16 protein-coding genes are annotated in these 18,090 nt (G+C 64.6%); 7 read left to right on the plus strand and 9 right to left on the minus strand.

What is annotated here, in order from left to right; all coding sequences use genetic code 11:
• Window positions 1-26: 26 nt before the first annotated feature.
• Window positions 27-2,741 (minus strand): FG-GAP-like repeat-containing protein, encoded by a 2,715-nt coding sequence (locus FQP90_RS05950; protein WP_144648775.1) that lies wholly within the window; start codon window positions 2,739-2,741, stop codon window positions 27-29.
• 226 nt (window positions 2,742-2,967) lie between these two features.
• On the opposite strand from FQP90_RS05950, the gene FQP90_RS05955 reads away from it, so the two are divergent.
• Complete coding sequence (locus FQP90_RS05955; protein WP_144648776.1) at window positions 2,968-3,204, plus strand: hypothetical protein; 237 nt, start codon at window positions 2,968-2,970, stop codon at window positions 3,202-3,204.
• Window positions 3,205-3,230: 26 nt separating this feature from the next.
• Here the strand turns inward: FQP90_RS05955 and FQP90_RS05960 are convergent, their stop codons facing one another.
• Window positions 3,231-3,518 (minus strand): MoaD/ThiS family protein, encoded by a 288-nt coding sequence (locus FQP90_RS05960; RefSeq protein WP_144648777.1) that lies wholly within the window; start codon window positions 3,516-3,518, stop codon window positions 3,231-3,233.
• A 7-nt stretch (window positions 3,519-3,525) separates the two neighbouring features.
• The gene (locus FQP90_RS05965; protein ID WP_144648778.1) at window positions 3,526-4,680 is read right to left on the minus strand and encodes a WD40/YVTN/BNR-like repeat-containing protein; all 1,155 of its coding nucleotides are present in this window, start codon (window positions 4,678-4,680) and stop codon (window positions 3,526-3,528) included.
• Between the two features lie 111 nt (window positions 4,681-4,791).
• Here FQP90_RS05965 and FQP90_RS05970 point away from each other — a divergent pair, with 111 nt between their 5' ends.
• Window positions 4,792-5,613: an MBL fold metallo-hydrolase gene (locus tag FQP90_RS05970; protein ID WP_144648779.1), complete on the plus strand. Its 822-nt coding sequence runs from the start codon at window positions 4,792-4,794 to the stop codon at window positions 5,611-5,613.
• Between the two features lie 205 nt (window positions 5,614-5,818).
• The gene (locus tag FQP90_RS05975) at window positions 5,819-7,024 is read left to right on the plus strand and encodes a GGDEF domain-containing protein (protein WP_144648780.1); all 1,206 of its coding nucleotides are present in this window, start codon (window positions 5,819-5,821) and stop codon (window positions 7,022-7,024) included.
• Between the two features lie 4 nt (window positions 7,025-7,028).
• On the opposite strand, the gene FQP90_RS05980 is transcribed toward FQP90_RS05975, so the two are convergent.
• Both FQP90_RS05980 and FQP90_RS05985 read right to left on the minus strand, forming a co-directional pair.
• Window positions 7,029-7,793 (minus strand): family 16 glycosylhydrolase, encoded by a 765-nt coding sequence (locus FQP90_RS05980; RefSeq protein ID WP_144648781.1) that lies wholly within the window; start codon window positions 7,791-7,793, stop codon window positions 7,029-7,031.
• A gap of 41 nt (window positions 7,794-7,834) precedes the next feature.
• Window positions 7,835-8,035 (minus strand): hypothetical protein, encoded by a 201-nt coding sequence (locus FQP90_RS05985; RefSeq protein WP_144648782.1) that lies wholly within the window; start codon window positions 8,033-8,035, stop codon window positions 7,835-7,837.
• 167 nt (window positions 8,036-8,202) lie between these two features.
• Here FQP90_RS05985 and FQP90_RS05990 point away from each other — a divergent pair, with 167 nt between their 5' ends.
• Genes FQP90_RS05990 through FQP90_RS06000 form a run of 3 tightly spaced genes read left to right on the plus strand, consistent with a single transcriptional unit; the run spans window position 8,203 to window position 11,683 of the window.
• Entirely contained in the window at window positions 8,203-10,782 is a 2,580-nt protein-coding gene (locus FQP90_RS05990; protein ID WP_144648783.1) for a CHAT domain-containing protein, read from the plus strand.
• Window positions 10,779-11,123, plus strand: coding sequence for a CU044_2847 family protein (locus FQP90_RS05995; protein WP_144648784.1), 345 nt, complete (start codon window positions 10,779-10,781; stop codon window positions 11,121-11,123). Before FQP90_RS05990 ends, FQP90_RS05995 begins: the two co-directional genes overlap by 4 nt.
• A gap of 53 nt (window positions 11,124-11,176) precedes the next feature.
• On the plus strand, window positions 11,177-11,683 hold the full coding sequence (locus tag FQP90_RS06000; RefSeq protein WP_144648785.1) for a universal stress protein: 507 nt from the start codon (window positions 11,177-11,179) through the stop codon (window positions 11,681-11,683).
• 200 nt (window positions 11,684-11,883) lie between these two features.
• On the opposite strand, the gene FQP90_RS06005 is transcribed toward FQP90_RS06000, so the two are convergent.
• From FQP90_RS06005 to FQP90_RS06020, 4 genes are read right to left on the minus strand one after another with little or no spacing between them, the layout of a single operon-like run.
• Window positions 11,884-13,275, minus strand: coding sequence for a GntP family permease (locus FQP90_RS06005; protein ID WP_144648786.1), 1,392 nt, complete (start codon window positions 13,273-13,275; stop codon window positions 11,884-11,886).
• Window positions 13,276-13,297: 22 nt separating this feature from the next.
• Complete coding sequence (locus FQP90_RS06010; RefSeq protein ID WP_144648787.1) at window positions 13,298-13,933, minus strand: bifunctional 4-hydroxy-2-oxoglutarate aldolase/2-dehydro-3-deoxy-phosphogluconate aldolase; 636 nt, start codon at window positions 13,931-13,933, stop codon at window positions 13,298-13,300.
• A complete protein-coding gene (locus FQP90_RS06015) occupies window positions 13,930-15,573 on the minus strand; it encodes an N-acyl-D-amino-acid deacylase family protein (RefSeq protein WP_144648788.1) in 1,644 nt (547 codons plus the stop codon). The genes FQP90_RS06010 and FQP90_RS06015 overlap by 4 nt, the downstream gene beginning before the upstream one ends.
• Window positions 15,574-15,583: 10 nt before the next feature.
• The gene (locus FQP90_RS06020; protein ID WP_208759951.1) at window positions 15,584-16,903 is read right to left on the minus strand and encodes an alanine racemase; all 1,320 of its coding nucleotides are present in this window, start codon (window positions 16,901-16,903) and stop codon (window positions 15,584-15,586) included.
• 178 nt (window positions 16,904-17,081) lie between these two features.
• Between FQP90_RS06020 and FQP90_RS06025 the strand changes: the two genes are divergently transcribed.
• Window positions 17,082-18,089 carry a sugar kinase gene (locus tag FQP90_RS06025; RefSeq protein ID WP_144648790.1) on the plus strand — a complete coding sequence of 336 codons (1,008 nt, stop codon included), beginning with the start codon at window positions 17,082-17,084 and terminating at the stop codon, window positions 18,087-18,089.
• Window position 18,090: the final 1 nt, after the last annotated feature.

Genomic DNA, 18,090 nt, shown 5'->3' on the forward strand with positions numbered 1-18,090 from the left:
TTCTGCGTCCTGCCGAGCCCAACAACCTACCGCGGGTTCAGCACCACAGGCTTGAACTTTCCGGCCCCTGTGCCGGAGTACATCAGCAACGTCCCGTCTCCGGCCACCCCCACCACCGATGGATCGCCCGTTCCCGTGAAGCCTTTGCCGAGAGCCGCGTAGGACGTGAACATGTTCCAGCCGGAACCCAGGGAGGAACGCGCCAGGAAACCACCGTTTCCGTTGCCGGGGTAGAGCCAGAGAACACCGTCCGTCCCGCGTGCCATGATGTCTTCCCGACCGTCGCCGTTGAAGTCGCCACCCTGCATGACCGCGTTGAAGATGTTCCAGCCTGTGCCGATCTGCCGCCACGGCTGGAATCCACCGGCACCATTGCCCGGGTAGAGCCACAGGGCCCCATCAGCGGCCCGTGCCACGATGTCAGCCCGGCCATCTCCCGAGAAGTCGCCCGGAGCCAGCACCTGGGTGAACCCTTGCCAGCCCGTTCCGATCTGCTTGCGGGCCAGGAACTGCCCCTTGCCGTCGGTCGGGTACAGCCATAGCAGCCCATCGGAAGCCCTGGCAATGAGGTCGGGGCGACCATCGCCGTCGAAATCGCCGGCGCTCAGGACCGCCGTGAAGACGTTCCATCCCGATCCGACCTGGACGCGCGGCAGGAAGCCGCCCGAACCGTTGCCCGGGTAAAGCCACAACGCACCATCGGTGCCGCGGGCCAAAATATCGGCGACAGCATCGCCGTCGAAATCTCCCGCTTCCCAGACCTGGCTGAACTGGTTCCAGCCTGTGCCGATCGTCAAGCGGTCGGCGAAGCCCGCACCGTCGCCCGGGTAGAGGCTCAGCTGGGAACCATTGGCAAGGACATCAGCGATTCTGTCGCCGGTAAAGTCCTGGCCGCCCATGATGTCACCGGCCAGGTTCCAGCCTGTCCCGACGGCGGCACGCGGCAGGAAGCCGCCCTTGCCGTTGCCCGGGTAGACGTAGAGGGTGCCGTCTGTGGAGCGGGCCAGGAGTCCGGCAGACCCTCCGCCGAAGGAACCTGCCGGGGCGAGGTTGTTGAAGGAGTCCCAGCCTTGGCCCACTTGGAGTGGGGCTTGGAACCCGCCCGCGCCGTTCCCGGGATACAGCCAGAGGCGGCCGTCGGGGTCGGCGGCCATTACGTCGCTTCGGGAATCACCGTTGAAGTCGCCCGGAGCCAGCAGTTGGGTGAAGCCCTGCCAACCCACACCTACTTGGGCCCTGGGCAGGAAACCGCCCTTGCCGTTGCCCGGATACAGCCACAAGGCGCCGTCGCTGGATCGGGCAAGGATGTCCGGGAAACCGTCGCCGTTGAAATCGGACGTGCCCAGCACCGCGTTGAAAATGTCCCATCCCGACCCGATCTGCACGGAGTCCTTGAGCCTGTTGCCCGGAAGCCCTCGGAACAGGAGCAACGAGCCATCCGCTTCGCGGGAAATCATGTCGGCCAGTTTGTCGCCATCGAAATCGCCGGCTGAGAAGCTGATCCGCGTCTTCAGTTTGGGATCGGCGTTGATGGTGATTGTCGCAGAGGTTTCACTGACCGCATTGATGGTGACTTTGGTGCCCGTGTAGGTGGTGAACGTACTTCCGGCCTGCCAGGCGTGATTCTTGCTGTACCAACCCGCGAAGGGTGTGGTGCTGGGCATGAGGATGAGCGATGAGGCAATGGTGGCGCCGCCGCGCTGGACGATTTTGACGCCCTTGTTGCCGCCTGAAAGGTAGCTGTCGTAAGCCCCCACAGGCTGCCGAAGTTCCAGGTAATAGACTTCGCGGCTGACGGGGTCGGTGAACTTGATGGCGCGTTGGGCTTCGGTCCCGCCCCATGGCTTCAGCGTGTAGCTCTTCACTCCCGTGGCGACCCCGACATCGCGGATTTCGTCTCCCCGGCCCAGGCCTGCGTAATCCCAGAACGTGGAACTGACCACCGGCTGGGCATACTGGGCCGCGCCCATGATGTCAGTCGTGTCGCCGTACTCGCGGATGTAGCAGGACGGGTCGGTGAACTGCCCGCTGCTGTTGACCCCGACGTCGGACGCACCGCTGGCGCACTGCAGCGCATCAGCGTGCATCAAGCCAATGACATGCCCGAATTCGTGGCTCATGACGTTGTTGGAGAACGCGCTGATCTGCGGCATGAGTACGCGGCCGCTGTAACTGCCGCTGCTGTAGCCTGCGCCAAGAGCGTTTCCGGACAACGTGGCCGTGGGGATAAAGATGACCAGCGCGGTGTACGGAGTGGCTGCCCACTTCAGCTCACTGGTGATGGTGGACATGATGGTGCTGTAGCTGTCCGTGGACCTGGCTTTGGACTGGTGTCCGGCTACCTTGCTGTTCACCGTCATGGACAGCTTGTTGGCCGTCATCGCCTTCCAGTAGTTACTGGTTGCCACCACTGCCTTTTCGGCCTCCGCCATGGACACCGGGTTGGCGTTGTCAGCAAGCTTTGCCGTCACGAGCCGGACACGGATGTCCCCTCCCGGACCGGCCGCCGCCGCGCCGTCGCGGAGGAGGGATTCGACGTCGGCCTGTCCCTTCGGCGCCGCGTCAGTCGGAGGCGCGTCGAACGTATGCTCCGAGTGCGGCGTTCCCTCCACGAACTGGACATTCGGATTATCCGGTCCCGGTGCTGGTACGGCCGTGGCAGGGGCCTGTACGAAAAACAGGCCGGTGGCAAGCACCACCAAGCCTGTGGACAGCGCGATTGATCGCCGCAAAACACCCATGAAATCTCCCGGGGACGGAGCCTGTGGTTCCTGTGAGTCTCAAGAACCGAGATCAGGCTACAGCCGCCGCGGCAGTGTACCCGGAAGGCAGGGCTGGGCAGGCGGAAACGCAACCATCCCGGAATGCTAACCGGACCCTAACCACGCCGAAATACCGTGGCAACAATGCACCGCCACACTGGAATAGCCGGCAAGTGCAGGCACCAGCTCCAGCCAGGAGGACACCATGCTGAAGGAAGCCAAAACTCACACAACACGAATACGAGCGATCAGCCAGCTCCACCGCGGAGACGAGATCGAAGCCCGCCTGTCCGTGGGTCCCGCCTACGATGACGTGGTCATCCGCCGCGGACGGGTCCAGGAAACGGCACCGGGAATCGGCGTCGTCTGGATCATGGACCACGTCTCGGGCATGAGGAAAGCCATCAATACCGACGAATGCAGCGTTTGGCGCGTCGCCTGAACCCCGGCTCGACCCCAAACACCCGCTCAGCCACCGGCCACGGACTGGATAATCAAGACCTCCTGGCCGGCCGCAACCTCCGTTTCAAGACCTTTCCCACGCCGGATCTCGTCGCCGTTCACGTAAATATTCACGTAGCGGCGCAGCGCCCCGGTTTCATCACGCAAACGCCTGGCCAGCACCGGATAATCCTCGGTTACCGAGTCCAGCAACTGTCCAACGGTCACAGCCCCGTCGGCGGACGCAGTCAGATAGGACTGTCCGCCGACGAGCGGCTGCAGGACGCCAGGCAACAGGACCGTAAAGTCAGCCACAACGGGCCTAACCGGGTACCGGAGCGCTGGCATGTGCCGCACGCGCGGCGCTGCTTTGCTGACCAACCACGACGGCGGCCCTGACGCACAGCACGTCCGGCAGGTGCGATACCACTTCAGTAAAGGTGCCGCCCTCGTCGGCGCTGGCGTACACGGACCCGCCCCGGGTGCCGAAATACACGCCCACGGGCTCGGCGGTATCCACGGCCGCGGCATCGCGAAGCACGGCGTTGTACTCGTGGTCCGGCAGGCCCGCATGGAGTTCAGTCCACGAGTTGCCGGCATCATCGGTGCGGTGCACGCTGAGCTTGCTGTCTGGGGGGATGCGTTCGCCATCGGCCTTCAACGGAATGACCCAGGCCGTGCCCTCTCGACGGGGATGGGTCAGCATGACGAACCCAAAGTCGGCGGGCAGCCCCTCCGCGATGGAGTCCCAGTTCTCGCCGTCATCGTCCGTGCGGTACACACCGTGATGGTTCTGCGCGTACAAACGGCCCTCGACGGCGGCATCCGCCGCGATCTTGTGAACGCACTGGCCGAATTCGGGGTTGGGATCGGGCATGAAGTAGGCAGAGATTCCCTTATTGCGAGGCTCCCAGGACGTACCGCCGTCGAGCGATCTGTAAACGCCGCCCGTGCTCATGGCGATGTGCACCTTCTCACCGGACGGGTCCACCACAATCGAGTGCGCCGCCGCGCCACCGTAGCCAGCACCCCACTCACTGCGGTGGGGGTGGTCCCAGAGTCCGCGGTTCAGCTCGAAGTGCTCGCCGCCGTCGGTTGATTTCCACACTGAAATCGGCTCGCAACCAGCCCATACAACGCCAGGGCGGGAGTCGGCGTCGGGGTGGATCTGCCAGACGCGCTCCAGGGCAGCGTCAGTGCCATCCGGGAACTTGATGGCGCCTTGCTCGGGCTCGGTCCAGGTGGTGCCGAGGTCATCGGAGTGGGCCACGGTGGGACCCCAGTGCTCGGAACGGACGCCCACCATAATCCTGGTTTTGCCGTCCCGCGTGTCTATCCCGATGCTGGGTATCTCGCTCATCAGGAAGTGCGGGCCGGAGAGGGACCATTCTTTTCGGTCTGGGCTGGTTGCGAGCCACAAGCCCTTCTTGGTCCCGATCGCTAGGACATAACTCTCTGCGGTAGCCATGAACCCCATCGAACCATCAGGGCGGAAGGGTGGCAACGGTTTATTGGTGGGTTGTGGAAAGGGGTGCCAGCTAATACCGTCGCGACAAAAGCGGTTGCTCACCACAAGCGGAGGTACCTCATGCTTACTGAAGTCGCTGATGGCGTTCTGGTTCACCAGAGCGAGTTCATCCAGAGCAATTCAATTGTTGTGCAGGGCAGGGACGGCGTCTTGCTCATCGACCCCGGCATCACGAGCAGTGAAATGACATCCCTGGCAAATGACCTTCGCGGGTTGGGCCAGTCCGTGGTCGCCGGGTTCTCGACTCATCCTGATTGGGACCACGTTCTCTGGCACGCAAGCTTCGGCGACGTACCGCGTTACGGCACGGCCCGCTGCGCGGCAGCCATGCGTGAGCTGCTGGGCAGCGCGGACTGGGAAGCCCAAGTGGCTGAGGGACTCCCGCCGGAGTATGCCGGGGAGATCCCCATGGACCTGCTGGGCCTCATCACCGGCCTGCCCGTCGATGCAGCGGAGATTCCCTGGGCAGGGCCCACTGTCCGGATCATCGAGCATCAAGCCCACGCCCCTGGCCATGCGGCGCTATTGATCGAGGAGAGCCGCGTCCTGGTGGCCGGTGACATGCTTTCCGACATCCTGATGCCGTTCCTCGACCTGGCGGCCGCCGACCCGATCGGGGACTACCTCGCAGCACTGCAGCTGTTTGAAGGCGTGGTCAACAACGTGGATGCTGTCATCCCTGGCCATGGTTCCGTGGGCGGCGCAGGTCAGCTGCCCGCACGCATCGAACAGGATCGCGCGTATGTGGAGGACGTGCGGGACGGCGGTGTGACCAGCGACCCGAGGGTGGGCCCATCCGCTCCGCTGTATTGGCTCGCGGACATTCATGAATGGCAACGCCGGCAACTGACCCAAAAGGGGCAAAACGGGGCACCGGAATAGCAGTTTGTACACTGGGCGCTGGTCCTCGGAATGTAATTGTTCGTCCCCTGTTCACTAAAGGGAGAAAACATGCTTGACTGTTGGCTTTGCGGCCAAATTCGGCCACGGCAACAAAGCTGGGGGGTTAAGTGAATAACGGGGATGACAAGAATTGAGAACCATGGATGAGGGTTCCACGGTCGTCGGCCGGTAGCGGGACGACGACATGAGTGGAGTCTCAATGCAAGAAGGAGCCATAGTCCTTGACCCCTTCGCCGTGAGGATGGTCCTCGGTCTGGTGACTTTGATCCTGATAGTCCTCACCAGCGTCTCCTCCCGACGGCAACGGTCTCCTTACGCTGATTGGTGGCGGGTTGCCCTGTGCCTTTTCTTCCTAGGCAACGCCGCCTTCCTGCTGAACGGCACGCCAGCCCAACTATGGGCCAGCCCCATTGCAAAGGCACTGGTGGTGGCCGGAGCCTTCAGCGTGTGGGCCGGAGCCCGCACGCTCCGGAGCCACAAAGTAGGCCTGTGGCAGTTGTTGCCGGCGCCACTGATGGCTGGCTTGGCGTCGGTGGTGGATGACCCAGGGTCCAACGTCTGGTCAGGTGGTTTGGTTTACCTGATTCTGACGATGGCCGGAATCTTGATGGCCGCGGTAGAGCTCTGGTTCGCGAATCCCACGCGGTCCAGAATCACGAAATTCCTGTCCATCATGGCCGGAATAACCGCCGTCTATTACTTGGGCAGGGCCATTGCGTATGCCTTGGAAGGTCCGGCGGGCGAATTCTTCCGAACGTATTTCGGTTATGCACCAGCCGCCCTGATGCACCTGATCCTGCTGGTGGCGGTGTCCTCCACCATGAACACGCTCAGCAACAAACAGCTGATCAACCGCCTCCGGGAACGCGCCGAGCGCGACCATCTGACGGGCCTGCTCAACAGGGGCGCTTTCCTGGACCTGGCCGCCCGGCACCTTGTACGTGCCTCACCCGAACAGGGCGGGGCCCTGATCCTGGCCGACCTGGACAATTTCAAGGCAGTCAATGATGAGCACGGACACTCCGCCGGTGACGTCGCCCTCCGCGCCTTCGCCGACGCCTGCACCGCCTCGGTCCGGTCTACAGACCTTGTGGGTCGGTACGGCGGTGAAGAGTTCATTCTCTTCCTTCCGGGAGCCACGCAGGAGCGGGCCGAATCCATTGCCTGGGAGATCAGCAGCCGCCTTTCGGCAAAGCGCGGTCCGGATGGCCTCCCGTTCCCCACTGTCAGTTACGGCGTTACCTCTACCGGACCGGATGCCCCGGACCTGGCTTTCATGATTAACGTGGCAGACGCCGCCCTGTACAGTGCCAAGGCGCAAGGCAGGAACAGGGTGGTGGGAGCGGACCCGGTAGAGGCAGACTCGACAGCGGACCACACAACTCCGTAGCCGGTCAGCTGGCGCTGGTCCCCGCCACTGAGTGAACCATCGCGGTCTTCGGGTAGTTCCTTGGTTCCCGCTGTTCCGTGGCTGGAAATTCAAAGAGGTCGATCATGAGCTGCTGTTCGTAGGCTAGCTGTTGTGGGCTGCTCATGATGACCTGTCCGTCCACCGTGAAGTCCACTCCGTCCCCGGACCACCGGACACCGTAAGCGTGCGGCTTCGTGGCATCGATGGGTAGCTCGATGTCGCGGACGTCGTCGGTCAGTCGAGGATCATGGTGCGCTTTGATTCCCACCCGAACGGTGCTGCTGAGGGGACCGATCCTGTCGCCGAAAAGTTCGGTGACGCACAGCTCCCCGGAATCTTCCGGACCGGACTCCTCGAATCCCACCAGCCAGATTGCCAGCATGCAGGTCGGGTCGGCAGAAGCGCTCACTACCACCTCCAGTTCACCGGACGAGGGCGTCCACAGCCGGCGAGTGACCTGCGGAGTTTCCACCAGAAGCCCGTCGAGCCGGTGACGATGCGTGCCACGGGTGGTGCCGACAGCCCCGGAGAAGGTCCCGGTCTGGAGGTTGCTGACGCGAAACGATCCGTCGGCGTCGCGCCATGGCATCTGGTCGGCGTCGATGCGCAAGCGCAAACCATCGGTGGTGAAGTCGTAGCGGGCCCGGGACCTGGCGGGCTCGGACCACTGGGGAAGATAGTGGTCCACCCAGAGGTCCTGGTTGAGGGTAGGACCGGTAAAGCGTTCATCAAAGGATTCCGTGGGCACACGCAAAGCCTAAGCCAGCCCCAGGGAAATCCCCGGCGGCGTCAGTCGACGAACTCCGACTGCGTCTCGATGAAGTCCCAATCCGCCAAGGTCAGCACGCCGCTGACCTTGTCCGGGTGAGGTCCGCCGGCCTCGGCAATATGTTGGAGAACCTGCAAGGGAAGTTCTTCTGCGCGCAGGTTTTCGCGGAGCCATTCCTTGCTGTCCAAGTGCAGATCAAGCCACCACATGTAGATTTCCACCGCGGGACCACCTCTCGTCGAATTAACCGTAGGCCGGGGCCGTGGTGTCTTCAAGAGCCAGCACCCGTTGGGCCCTTGTAAGGCGCGAAGCGAAGGGCCAATCTATTCGTAAGGGCATCCGGCCCTCTGTTCTGGAGCCGGCCCACCCTTCGCAAAAGGGATCCGCGATGGACTGTGACATCGAGTTGGAAATAGATACCGGCTCCGCACGCGGTGAATACACGGTGCACGTGGTCCGTGCTCCGGCGGGAGGCCACGCGTCCGGAATGTTCACCTTGGATGTGGATGGCATCCTGGACCGGCTTCCGCAGCTCGAAGCCACTGTCCTGGCGTCAGCCGTCGCGGCCCGGCGGACCATGCCCGTGGCCGAGATGGCCGTCCGCGAAGTGGGCCAGGAACTGTTCCAGGCCCTGTTTACCCGCGAGGTTTACGGAACGTATCGGGCTAGTTTGGGCGCCGCCCAGCACGCCGGCCAACAACTCAGGGTGGTCCTGAGATTGGCGGCCCCCGAACTTGCCACCATGCCATGGGAAACCCTCTTTGATCCGGAGACTGAAACGTACCTCTGCCAGACCGAGCCCTTGCTTCGGCACGTCCCGGCGCCGGATTACCACCAGAACCCCCTGGATGTGGCTCCCCCGCTGCGCATCCTGGGAATTGTTGCATCTCCCCGGGACCTCCCTACCTTGGACGTTGCCGCAGAAAAGGAACACCTGGGCAGGGCACTCGCTGGGCCGGTGGCGGAAGGCCGCGTGGAGCTGGTCTGGGCCAAGAGCGGGACGTGGGATGACGTGCAGTCCATGCTGCTGGCGGGTCCTTGGCACGTAGTTCATTTTGTAGGCCACGGCGACTACGACTCCCGGACCGACGAAGGCAGGATCGCGCTGGTCGGCTCCGATGGCAGGGCCTCGATGGTCCGCGCCGTCCGCTTGATGGCGCTGCTCAGCGTCGCCGCGCCACGGCCACGGCTGGTGGTGCTGAATTCGTGTTCCTCGGGTGAAATGGGCCCATCGGATCTCTTCTCCGGCACCGCCTCGTCCCTTGTTCGCAGCGGAATTGGTGCCGTGGCCGCCATGCAGTTCGCCATCAGCGACTACGCGGCCATCGCGTTCGCCCACGGTTTCTACGCCGCCATAGCCAACGGCAGGACAGTGGACGAGGCCGCCCGCGTCGGCAGGATCTCGGTGATGGCCAGCCCGGACGGCACGCTCGAATGGGTCACACCGGCCCTCTATGTCCGTGGCGGTTCCACGCAGCTGTTCACCCTGAAAGGCACGCCGCGCGCGCCGGCTTTTGTTGAAGGCACGACGGCGGCGGCGTTCCAGGGCGGTCCGGCTCCGGTTCCAGCTGCCACGGGTCAGGCGGCCCCCACCCAAGCCACGCAAGCCCAGGCCAACGCCGACCAAGCAATGAAGCGCGCCCAGCTCCGGGCACTCTACGTGCAGGCGTCCGCAGAGTTGCGCGCCCGACGCTTCGAGCAGGCTGTTGAGTTGTTCGACGACCTCCTCACCCTCGAACCGGACTACCGGGACGCACCTGCGCTGAGGGACACTGCACGCAGACGCCTGGACATGGCCCGCGCATACCGCGAAGCGCTTGAAGCAGAAGAGGCGGGTGACTGGCTGGCCGCCGCCGACGGGTTCGCCGTGGTCCAGGACGATCCCGAGTTCCCCGAGGCCGCGGCACGGAAACAGGACTGCGAGCGCCGCCAACGCATCTCCGACCTGCAGGGCGAACTGCGCTACCACTCGTCCCTGGGCTCTTGGGAAGCGGTGTTGGATGTGTCTGCGGAACTGGAGTCAGTGGATGCCGCTGCGGCTGACCCCGATGGACTCGCTACTGTGGCGCGGGTTGAGATCGAGAAAGCCAAGCCTAAGGAACCGCCCAAGCCTGAAGCACCTGAGGTCGATGCTGAGGCACATGGTTCATATACCGCCGTATCCCCGCCGCCAACTCCACCAACGCCACCGCGGAAACCGCCGGAGAGCGCCGCTGCCGCAGCGAGCGCCAGGCAAACAGCGAAGCCAGCCACAACCCCACCCCGTGCCGCGCCGCTTGCTGGTGTCCCGGCGTCGGACGCTGGCGTTTCGGCGTCCCGCCTCGACTCGGCGCCTCGTCCTGGCCCGGCGCCGCGTCCTGGCCCGGCGCCGCATGACGAACCCGTGCCGATGCCGCTCGCTTGGGTTCCACTCGCCTGGGGCGGTGCAGCCCTGGCCTTGGCGGGCGGACTCGGGGCTTGCTTCGCGATCTACTTCCTGTGGTTCGACGACAACTACTGGTACGAGAGCGGCGGAGATGGCTCCCTCCGTGTGGTTTATGGCTTGGTCGCGCCCTTTGGGTACCTGCTGCTGGCGGTTGCCGGACTTCCGGATCGGACCATGCTGGGACGGCTGGTGATGGCCGGCGTGGTGGTGTCCATGGCGGTTTTCGGGCTGTCAGGGCTCAATTACACCGTGGAACTGACCGCCGTCGTGGCCAGCTTTGTGCACGCGGGCTTCGGGCTGTGGGCTGGGATCCTGGCCATCCGAGCGCGGAAATCCCAACCGTTGGGATGGTTGCTGTTGTGGCCCACGGTGACCATTCCGTTCGTCTGGATCGAGGACAAAGGGGTGTTCCTTGAATCCTGGTATCGGACGCACGCCTACTTCGTCTTGATACAGCTCTTGGTGGTGTGCGCAGCCGGTATCGGCCTCTTGGTCGCCGCCCGCCGCCTGAGGCCACGGTCGGCAGAAAGGACAGGAACATGAGCAGGTTGGTTGAGTTCAGCACTGACGACGGCGGCACGGTGGTTGTGGAGGTCGCGAGCGCAGCGGGGAGCCTGGTGACAAGGGGCGGCGACCACGCGGGCGAACATTCGGGCGTGTTCGCGAGGGCCCAGCAGACCTTCGAGCGGGCGTTGGCGCATGTCCGTCCCGCGGTTCAAGGCGTGATCGACGAGCTGCTGAGCCTGGAGAACCGGCCGGACGAGGTCAGCGTGGAGTTCGGCATCGACCTTCATGCGGAAGCAGGGGCGTTTATTGCCTCGGCCAGTACGGCGTCCAACTTCAAGGTGCGGCTCACGTGGAACAAGCCGTCTCCGCCCACCTAGGTTGGGTGGGAAACAGCCTGTTCAACGGCACCCCGCGGCGCAACAATAAGGGTATGGCTGCGGAGAATTTCAGCGGACGGATTCCCTTGGTGGTGGGCGTCTTGCCGGACCAGCATGTGGAAGTGCTGCAGACCGCCCGGACTCTCGCCGAGCAGCTCGGCGTGCCCTTGGTGTGCGCTTATGTGGATGAGGCCAGTTATCTGGTGGAGTGGGACCCGTCGCGCGAGACACACCGGATGTCGCTTCACCCGGAGAAGGATGACGAGGATGTCGCCGCCGTTCGTGACGGTCTTGGCAAAGTGATCGGTGACGCCATGGGTGGCGGCACGGCGGATTGGACGTTGCGGTTGTTGGCCGGCGATCCCGCCCGTGCCCTGGGCCGCTTGGCCTCCGATATCAATGCTTCCATGATCATTGTGGGTACTCCCGAGCCTGGTTTGGGCCATCGGATTTCCGAGGCCTTGAACGGTTCGGTGGCGGCGTGGCTCAGCCATCACCAGCGCCGCCCAGTGCTGATCGTCCCCCAGAAAAAGAGGCCTGAAGCGGCACATAAAAACTAAAGCGAAAGTACTTATTCGAGGTGGTGGCAATGGGGTCTCACGCGACGTAGAGTAATTACTGCAGGACGGCGAAAGCCCCTGCTCAAAGACCGCTCCGGAGTGCGTATCCCCCAATAACGCACTCCGGAGCTCTTTGTTTTAAGTGCCGGTTTCAGGCTCACCAACTCACGACGCCGGCACCCGGGTTGGGTGCCGCGGGGTCACCTGACGAAGGTGTACAGCAGGGCCGCCATTCCGAAGCCCACAATGGACAGCACGGTTTCCAGCACGGTCCAGGTCTTCAAGGTGTCCTTGACGGACATATTGAAGTACTTGGAAATGATCCAGAATCCGCCATCGTTGACGTGGCTGGCGATGATGGAGCCCGAGGAAATGGCCACCACGATCAGCGCGAGCTGGGGTTGCGAGTACCCCGAGGCCAGGCTCGGCGCGAGAATGCCGCCAGTGGTCACGATCGCAACCGTGGCCGAGCCCTGCGCGATGCGCATGCCGGCGCTGATCACGAACGCGGACAGGATGATCGGCAGGCCGGCCTGGGACAGTGAATCCGCCACGGCTTTGCCCACACCGGTGGCCGAGAGGACTGCTCCGAAGAAGGCGCCGGCACCGACAACCAGCAGGATCATGCCCACCGGACGCAACGAGGAACCCGTGATTTCGCTGAGCTCGGCGGAAGTCATGCCGCGCCGGATACCCAGGAGCCACATGGCCAGGAGCACGGCGACGGTCAGCGCGATGGCCGGGTTGCCGAAGAACTGGAGGACGTCACGGAACGTGCCTGCGGGAGCGAAGATGTTGCCGAAGGTTCCGCCGAGGATCAGGATCATGGGCAGGCCGATGGCCAGGAGCACCAGGCCGATGGACGGTTCGTGGCCCTTGGCTTCCTCGGCCTCGGGAACAATGCGGTCCTCCGGCACGGAAACCATCACACGCTTGCCGATCCACGTGCCCCACAAGATGCCGGAAGCGAACCAGGCCGGGATACCGCAGATGAGGCCCATGAGGATGATCCAGCCGAGGTCCACGCCGAACAGGCCGGCCGCAGCAACGGGACCGGGGTGCGGCGGAAGGAAGGCGTGCGTCACGGAGAGGCCTGCCAGCAGCGGCAGTGCGTACACTGCCAGGGACTTGCCGCCACGGATCGCGGCAACATAGACCAATGGCGCCAGGACAAAGATGCCGATATCGAAGAACACCGGAATACCCAGCACAAAGCCGGTGATGCCCATGGCGAGCGGGGTGCCCTTTTCACCGAAGATCTTCACGAGCCGTCCGAGCAGCACTTCGGCACCACCGGAGCGTTCCAGGATGGCGCCAAGCACGGTACCGAGGCCGATGATCACGGTGATGTGGCCAAGGATGCCTGCGAAGCCCTTCTCAATGAGGGCGTCGCTGCTCTTGGTCGCTGAGCCCACCAGGGCTTCCACGGAGATCCCACCCACCAGGGCCACGATCACACCGGTTCCCACCAAGGCGATGAACGGTTCGAGCTTGACCTTAATGATCAGGAACAGCAGCAGGGCGATGCCGGCACCTGCCAGGAGGAGCAGGCCGGCGGTGTCGTGCCGCAGCCATTCAAGGAATTCAGTCATGACGAGTCTTTCTGGGTAAGTCCTACTTGAGGGTGCCGGTGAAGGCTGCGGCACGTGCCGCGATGTCTGCCCAGTCACCTGCAGCGACGGCTGCGGGCGGGACTACGCTGGTGCCGCAGCAGACTGCGGCAGCACCGGCGTCGAGGTAGCTCTTGGCGTTGGAGGCGTCGATGCCCCCCGAAGGCAGCAAGCGGATGCCCGGGTACGGGCCCTGCAGGTCCTTCAGGTACGCCGGACCGAGCTGCCGGGCGGGGAAAATCTTGACGGCGGCCGAACCCAGGTCCAGGGCTTGGGCCACCTCGGTGGGGGTCATGGCGCCGAGGCTGAACGGGATTCCCGCAGCCACGGCGACGGCGGCGACCTCCGGCCTGAGGCCGGGCGTCACCAGGAACTGCGCCCCGGCGTCGATCGCTGCGCGGGCTTGGGCGCCGGTCATCACCGTGCCGATTCCGACGGCGGCACCGTGGTCCGCCGCCGTCTCCGCCGCGCGCTTGACGTGCTTGAGCACATCCGGCGTGGTGAACGTGAGCTCGACGCTGCGGATGCCGCCGTCGGCCAGTGCCCGGCAGAGATCCGCGGCATCGGTGATGGACGGGGCGCGGACCACGGCCAGGGTGCGGTCCGCTTCGAGCTGCTGGAGGAATTGTTCGGGGGTCATTGTTGTCCTTCTCGGGTGAGGCCGTCACTGTGTCGGCGCAGGGCACGGCCGGCGCGGGCGCCGGTGGGCTGGCCGCCGTCGATCGCTGCGGTGCCGTTGACGAAGACGTACTGGATGCCGCTGGCGGCTTGGCGGGGGTTCTCAAAAGTGGCTTCGTCTCGGATGGTCTCCGGGTCGAAGAGCACGACGTCGGCTGCGTAGCCTTCGCGGACCAGTCCCCTCTTGTGGAGCTTGAGTCGGGCGGCGGGGCGGCCACTAAGGTGGTGGACTGTTTCCTCGAGGCTGAGCAGGCCGAGGTCGCGGGAGTAGTGGCCGAGGTAGCGCGGGAACGTACCCCAGGCGCGGGGGTGTGGTTTGGCGCCGACCAGGAGTCCGTCGCTGCCGCCGGTGTGGGTGCGGTGCTTCATGATGGCCTGGACGTTTTCCTCGTGACCGACGTGTTGCAGGATGCCGGTGCCGAGGCGGTCTTCCGTGAGGATGAGCGCGAACACGTCGAACGGATCCTGCCGGGCTTCGGCCGCGATGTCCCGGACGGTCTTGCCCACGTAGCCTGCGAGCGCCGGGTTCTGCACTCCGCTGATCTCCAGGGTGTCCCACTCGGCAACGACGCCGTGGCAGCCGTCGGAGCCGTAGACCTCCACGGCTTCACGGATTCTGGCTCTTGTTCCGGGGTCGGCCAGCCGGGCCAAGGTGGCCTCGGTGCCGCCGGATGAGGCCCAGCTCGGGAGAATGGCACTGAGTGTCGTGGCCCCCGGGAGGTACGGATACGTGTCCAGGGTGATGTCCACACCCTGGTCCAAGGCTTGGTCGATCAGCTCCAGGAGTTCCCCGGCACGGCCCTTGTTCTCCGCGAAGTTCATGGTGGCGTGGGACAGGTGCAGGGCGCAGCCGGTGTCGCGGCTGAGTCCGATCATCTCCCCGTAGGCTCCCAAGGCGCCTTTGCCGTAGGAACGGTGGTGGGGTGCGTAGAAGCCACCCAGTTCACCCACCGCGCGGAGGAGCCCGGCCAGTTCCTCGGTCTGGGCGTACATACCCGGCGTATAGGTCAGGCCCGAAGACATTCCCACGGCTCCCTCTTCCATCGCCGTGCGGATGACGTCCTGCATCTGCTGTTGTTGCTCCGGCGTGGGGTCTCCTTCAGCGAAACCCATCACCATGGCCCGGACGGTCCCTTGGGGTACGAGGTAGGCGGCGTTGGTGGCGATGCGGCCGCCCTCTTCTACGCTGTCGAGGCGGTCGAGGTACTCGCCCACGGTCCGCCAGTTCCAGTCGAAGCCGGCCGGGTTGTCGTTCCAGCCCGCGATTTTCTCCCGGACACCGGCCAGTGTGGCGTCGTCCACGGGCGCATAGGACAGTCCGTCCTGGCCCAGCAATTCCGTGGTGACGCCTTGGCTGAGCTTGGCGTAGTGGTCCCGGTTGACCAACAGTTGCAGGTCCGAGTGTGCGTGCATGTCGATGAAACCGGGGCTCAGGACCAGCCCGGTAGCATCGATGACACGCTCTGCGCCCGTGTCCGCTGCGGTGAGGCTTCCGGCGTCGACGACGGCGGCAATCACCGCACCGTCCAGCAGGACGTCCGCTGGGCGGCGGTCCGCTCCGGTTCCGTCCACCAAGGTGGCGTTGCTGATGAGGGTCTTCATGGCAGGGGTCCTAGAAGAAGGTGTGGATGAGGTCGACGACGGTCTGATCGCCGCCGGGCGTGGAATCCGCGAGGACGGGGATGACGGTCCACTTGTCGAACGCTGTGCACGGGTGGGACAGGCCCAGCCGGATCACGTCGCCGGGCCTGACGGTGGTGGTGCCGGCGTCGAAGGTCATGAAGCTGTGCTGGTCATTGATCGAGGTGATTTCGGCTCCAACCAGGGGCTCCATGGCTCCGCCGAGGGTTGAGCCGATGAGCTGCGGCTCGGGCAGGCCTTCGTCGAACGGGAGGTCGCGCTTGCCGGCATCGAGGATGGCCAGGCCGGGTTCCGTCTGCGAAACGACGCGCGCCCAGCCGTGCATTCCGGCCGTAAACGGCTGATCGCCCACGCGGGAGAACGGCGAGATTCCGCGGTAGAAGCCGTCGTCGTGGATGATGTAGGCGCCGCTGCGGATCATGAGGTCCACTTTCAAGGAATGAGACACAGTTGGGGCCGCCTCTGCTGTGGTGCTGATGCACGGTGAGAGGACCGTGACGACGTCGTCGAAGTACGCGCTGCCACCGGCTGTGATGATCACGGAGCCGGAACCGTAAAGGTCTGCGGCGAGTAGCTCCTCATGAAGGAGCCGCATCTGGGCGAGGTAGCCACGGACGGCGGCCAGGCCGGCGTCGTCCGCTGTGTGCGCGAGCGAGCCCTCGTAGCCACTGACGCCCACCAGGCGCAGGTTTGGCGAGGCCGAGATCGCGCGGGCAATGTCCATGGCGGCGTCAACGCCGCGGGCTCCGGTCCGCCCACCGTGTGCGCCAAGCTCAACCAGGACATCCAGAACAGAGTCGGTGTCGGCCAAGGTGCGTTCGATCAGCGCGACCGTGTCCACTGAATCAACCCAGGACAGGATGGTGGAGTCCTGCTCCGCCACCCACTGGATGGCGTGGGGATCCGTGAGGCTGTTGGCGAGCTGCAGGTTGCGGACGCCGAACTCGCGAGCCACCCGCAGCTGCGCAAAATTGGCCAGCGTGATGCCCCAAGCACCCCGGTTGAGCTGTTCGGTCCAGAGCTGGGGCGCCATCGTGGTCTTGCCGTGCGGCGCAAGCAGGACGCCGTGGTCCGCACACCACTCCGCCAGGCGATCGGCGTTGGCTTGAAGCGCAGCGGCGTCGAGGGTGAGCAGCGGCGTCTGGAAGTCGGACAGCGTGTGCTTGGCGGCCAGGAAGTCCGCGTGGGTGGCCCCGTTCTCGGCGGCGGGCACGGCTTTGTGGCGCCAGTCGAGACGGCGTTCAGCCAGGCCTGCCACGGCGGCTGCCGAGATGGCTTCGGAAGTGTTCACGCGTTTGGTTCCCTTCGCGGTGCTGCGTTTTTGAAGCTGCGTTGTGGGGTTGGTGGAGTGAGATTGCTTGTGTTGCGTATTTTGCAACGCTGGTTGCAAACCTGCTGGTGATATGTCTAACATGGTGGCGGATCGAGAGTCAAGGCCGCTGAGAAGCGCACGAACTAGTGGGAGAACGATGCTTTCAGCTGTATGCGTGGGCGAAACCATGGCCATGCTTACCCCTGTCCATGCCGTCCCCCTGCACCTGGCAACCGAACTCCACTTCGGGATCGGCGGCGCGGAATCCAACGTCGCCATGGGCTTGGCCGCCATGGGCCTGGACACACACTGGATCAGCCGGGTGGGCAACGACGGCTTCGGCACCCGAATCCTCCACGACCTCCGCGATCACGGCGTAGGAGTAGCCGGCGTCGAGATCGACCACGCCCTGCCCACCGGCCTCTACGTGAAAGTCCCCGCCCAGGACTCAGACCCCGACGGCGGCAGCTCGGTTTTGTACTACCGGCAAGGCTCCGCGGCATCGGCCATGGGACGCGACACGCTCTCCAATCCCGCCGTTTCCACGCTGCTTGAGAACGCTGCGCTCATCCACCTGAGCGGGATCACCGCAGCTCTCTCCCCCGAATGCCTTTCCCTGTTGGAAGCAATCCTCACCGCGCCCCGCAACGGCCGCACCATCAGCTTTGACGTCAACTGGCGCGAAGCCTTGTGGGCAGGCCAAGACCGTTCCGTCCTGCAGCGCCTGGCGAACCTGGCCGACGTCGTGCTTGTTGGGAAAGACGAAGCCGAACACGCCTTCGGCACCACCGACGAAGCAGAACTCCGCCGCCTGATGCCCGACCCGGAGGTCCTGGTCATCAAGAACGAGGCCATCAGCGCCATCTCCTTGGACCGGAGCGGCACCCGGGAAGAGGTTCCCGCCCTGTCGGTCGCCGTCGTCGAGCCTGTTGGCGCCGGTGACTCGTTCGCCGCCGGCTACCTCAGCGGCATGCTGTTCGGGCTGGGCCAGAAGGAGAGCCTGCGCCGCGGCCACGTTGCTGCTGCGTGCACCCTGACCGTCCACGGCGACCGCGGCCCCCTGCCCGACGCCGCCGAGCTCGCCGCCATCCTCGATTCTTCGGATGCCGCCTGGGCTGCTATCCATGTTGAAGACGGACAATTCAACACAAGAACCGGAGCGTGAC

It is taken from the genome of Paenarthrobacter nitroguajacolicus (genome assembly GCF_007786235.1).
Classification (GTDB): Bacteria; Actinomycetota; Actinomycetes; order Actinomycetales; family Micrococcaceae; genus Arthrobacter; species Arthrobacter nitroguajacolicus_A.

What these genes read in the sequence shown, in the direction of transcription:
- FQP90_RS05995 (WP_144648784.1), top strand. Translation starts at nt 10,779, where the DNA reads ATGAGCAGGTTGGTTGAGTTCAGCACTGACGACGGCGGCACGGTGGTT.
- FQP90_RS06010 (WP_144648787.1), bottom strand. Translation starts at nt 13,933, where the DNA reads ATGACCCCCGAACAATTCCTCCAGCAGCTCGAAGCGGACCGCACCCTG.
- FQP90_RS05970 (WP_144648779.1), top strand. Translation starts at nt 4,792, where the DNA reads ATGCTTACTGAAGTCGCTGATGGCGTTCTGGTTCACCAGAGCGAGTTC.
- FQP90_RS06015 (WP_144648788.1), bottom strand. Translation starts at nt 15,573, where the DNA reads ATGAAGACCCTCATCAGCAACGCCACCTTGGTGGACGGAACCGGAGCG.
- FQP90_RS05950 (WP_144648775.1), bottom strand. Translation starts at nt 2,741, where the DNA reads ATGGGTGTTTTGCGGCGATCAATCGCGCTGTCCACAGGCTTGGTGGTG.
- FQP90_RS05955 (WP_144648776.1), top strand. Translation starts at nt 2,968, where the DNA reads ATGCTGAAGGAAGCCAAAACTCACACAACACGAATACGAGCGATCAGC.
- FQP90_RS06025 (WP_144648790.1), top strand. Translation starts at nt 17,082, where the DNA reads ATGCTTTCAGCTGTATGCGTGGGCGAAACCATGGCCATGCTTACCCCT.
- FQP90_RS06000 (WP_144648785.1), top strand. Translation starts at nt 11,177, where the DNA reads ATGGCTGCGGAGAATTTCAGCGGACGGATTCCCTTGGTGGTGGGCGTC.
- FQP90_RS05975 (WP_144648780.1), top strand. Translation starts at nt 5,819, where the DNA reads ATGAGTGGAGTCTCAATGCAAGAAGGAGCCATAGTCCTTGACCCCTTC.
- FQP90_RS06005 (WP_144648786.1), bottom strand. Translation starts at nt 13,275, where the DNA reads ATGACTGAATTCCTTGAATGGCTGCGGCACGACACCGCCGGCCTGCTC.
- FQP90_RS05990 (WP_144648783.1), top strand. Translation starts at nt 8,203, where the DNA reads ATGGACTGTGACATCGAGTTGGAAATAGATACCGGCTCCGCACGCGGT.
- FQP90_RS05965 (WP_144648778.1), bottom strand. Translation starts at nt 4,680, where the DNA reads ATGGGGTTCATGGCTACCGCAGAGAGTTATGTCCTAGCGATCGGGACC.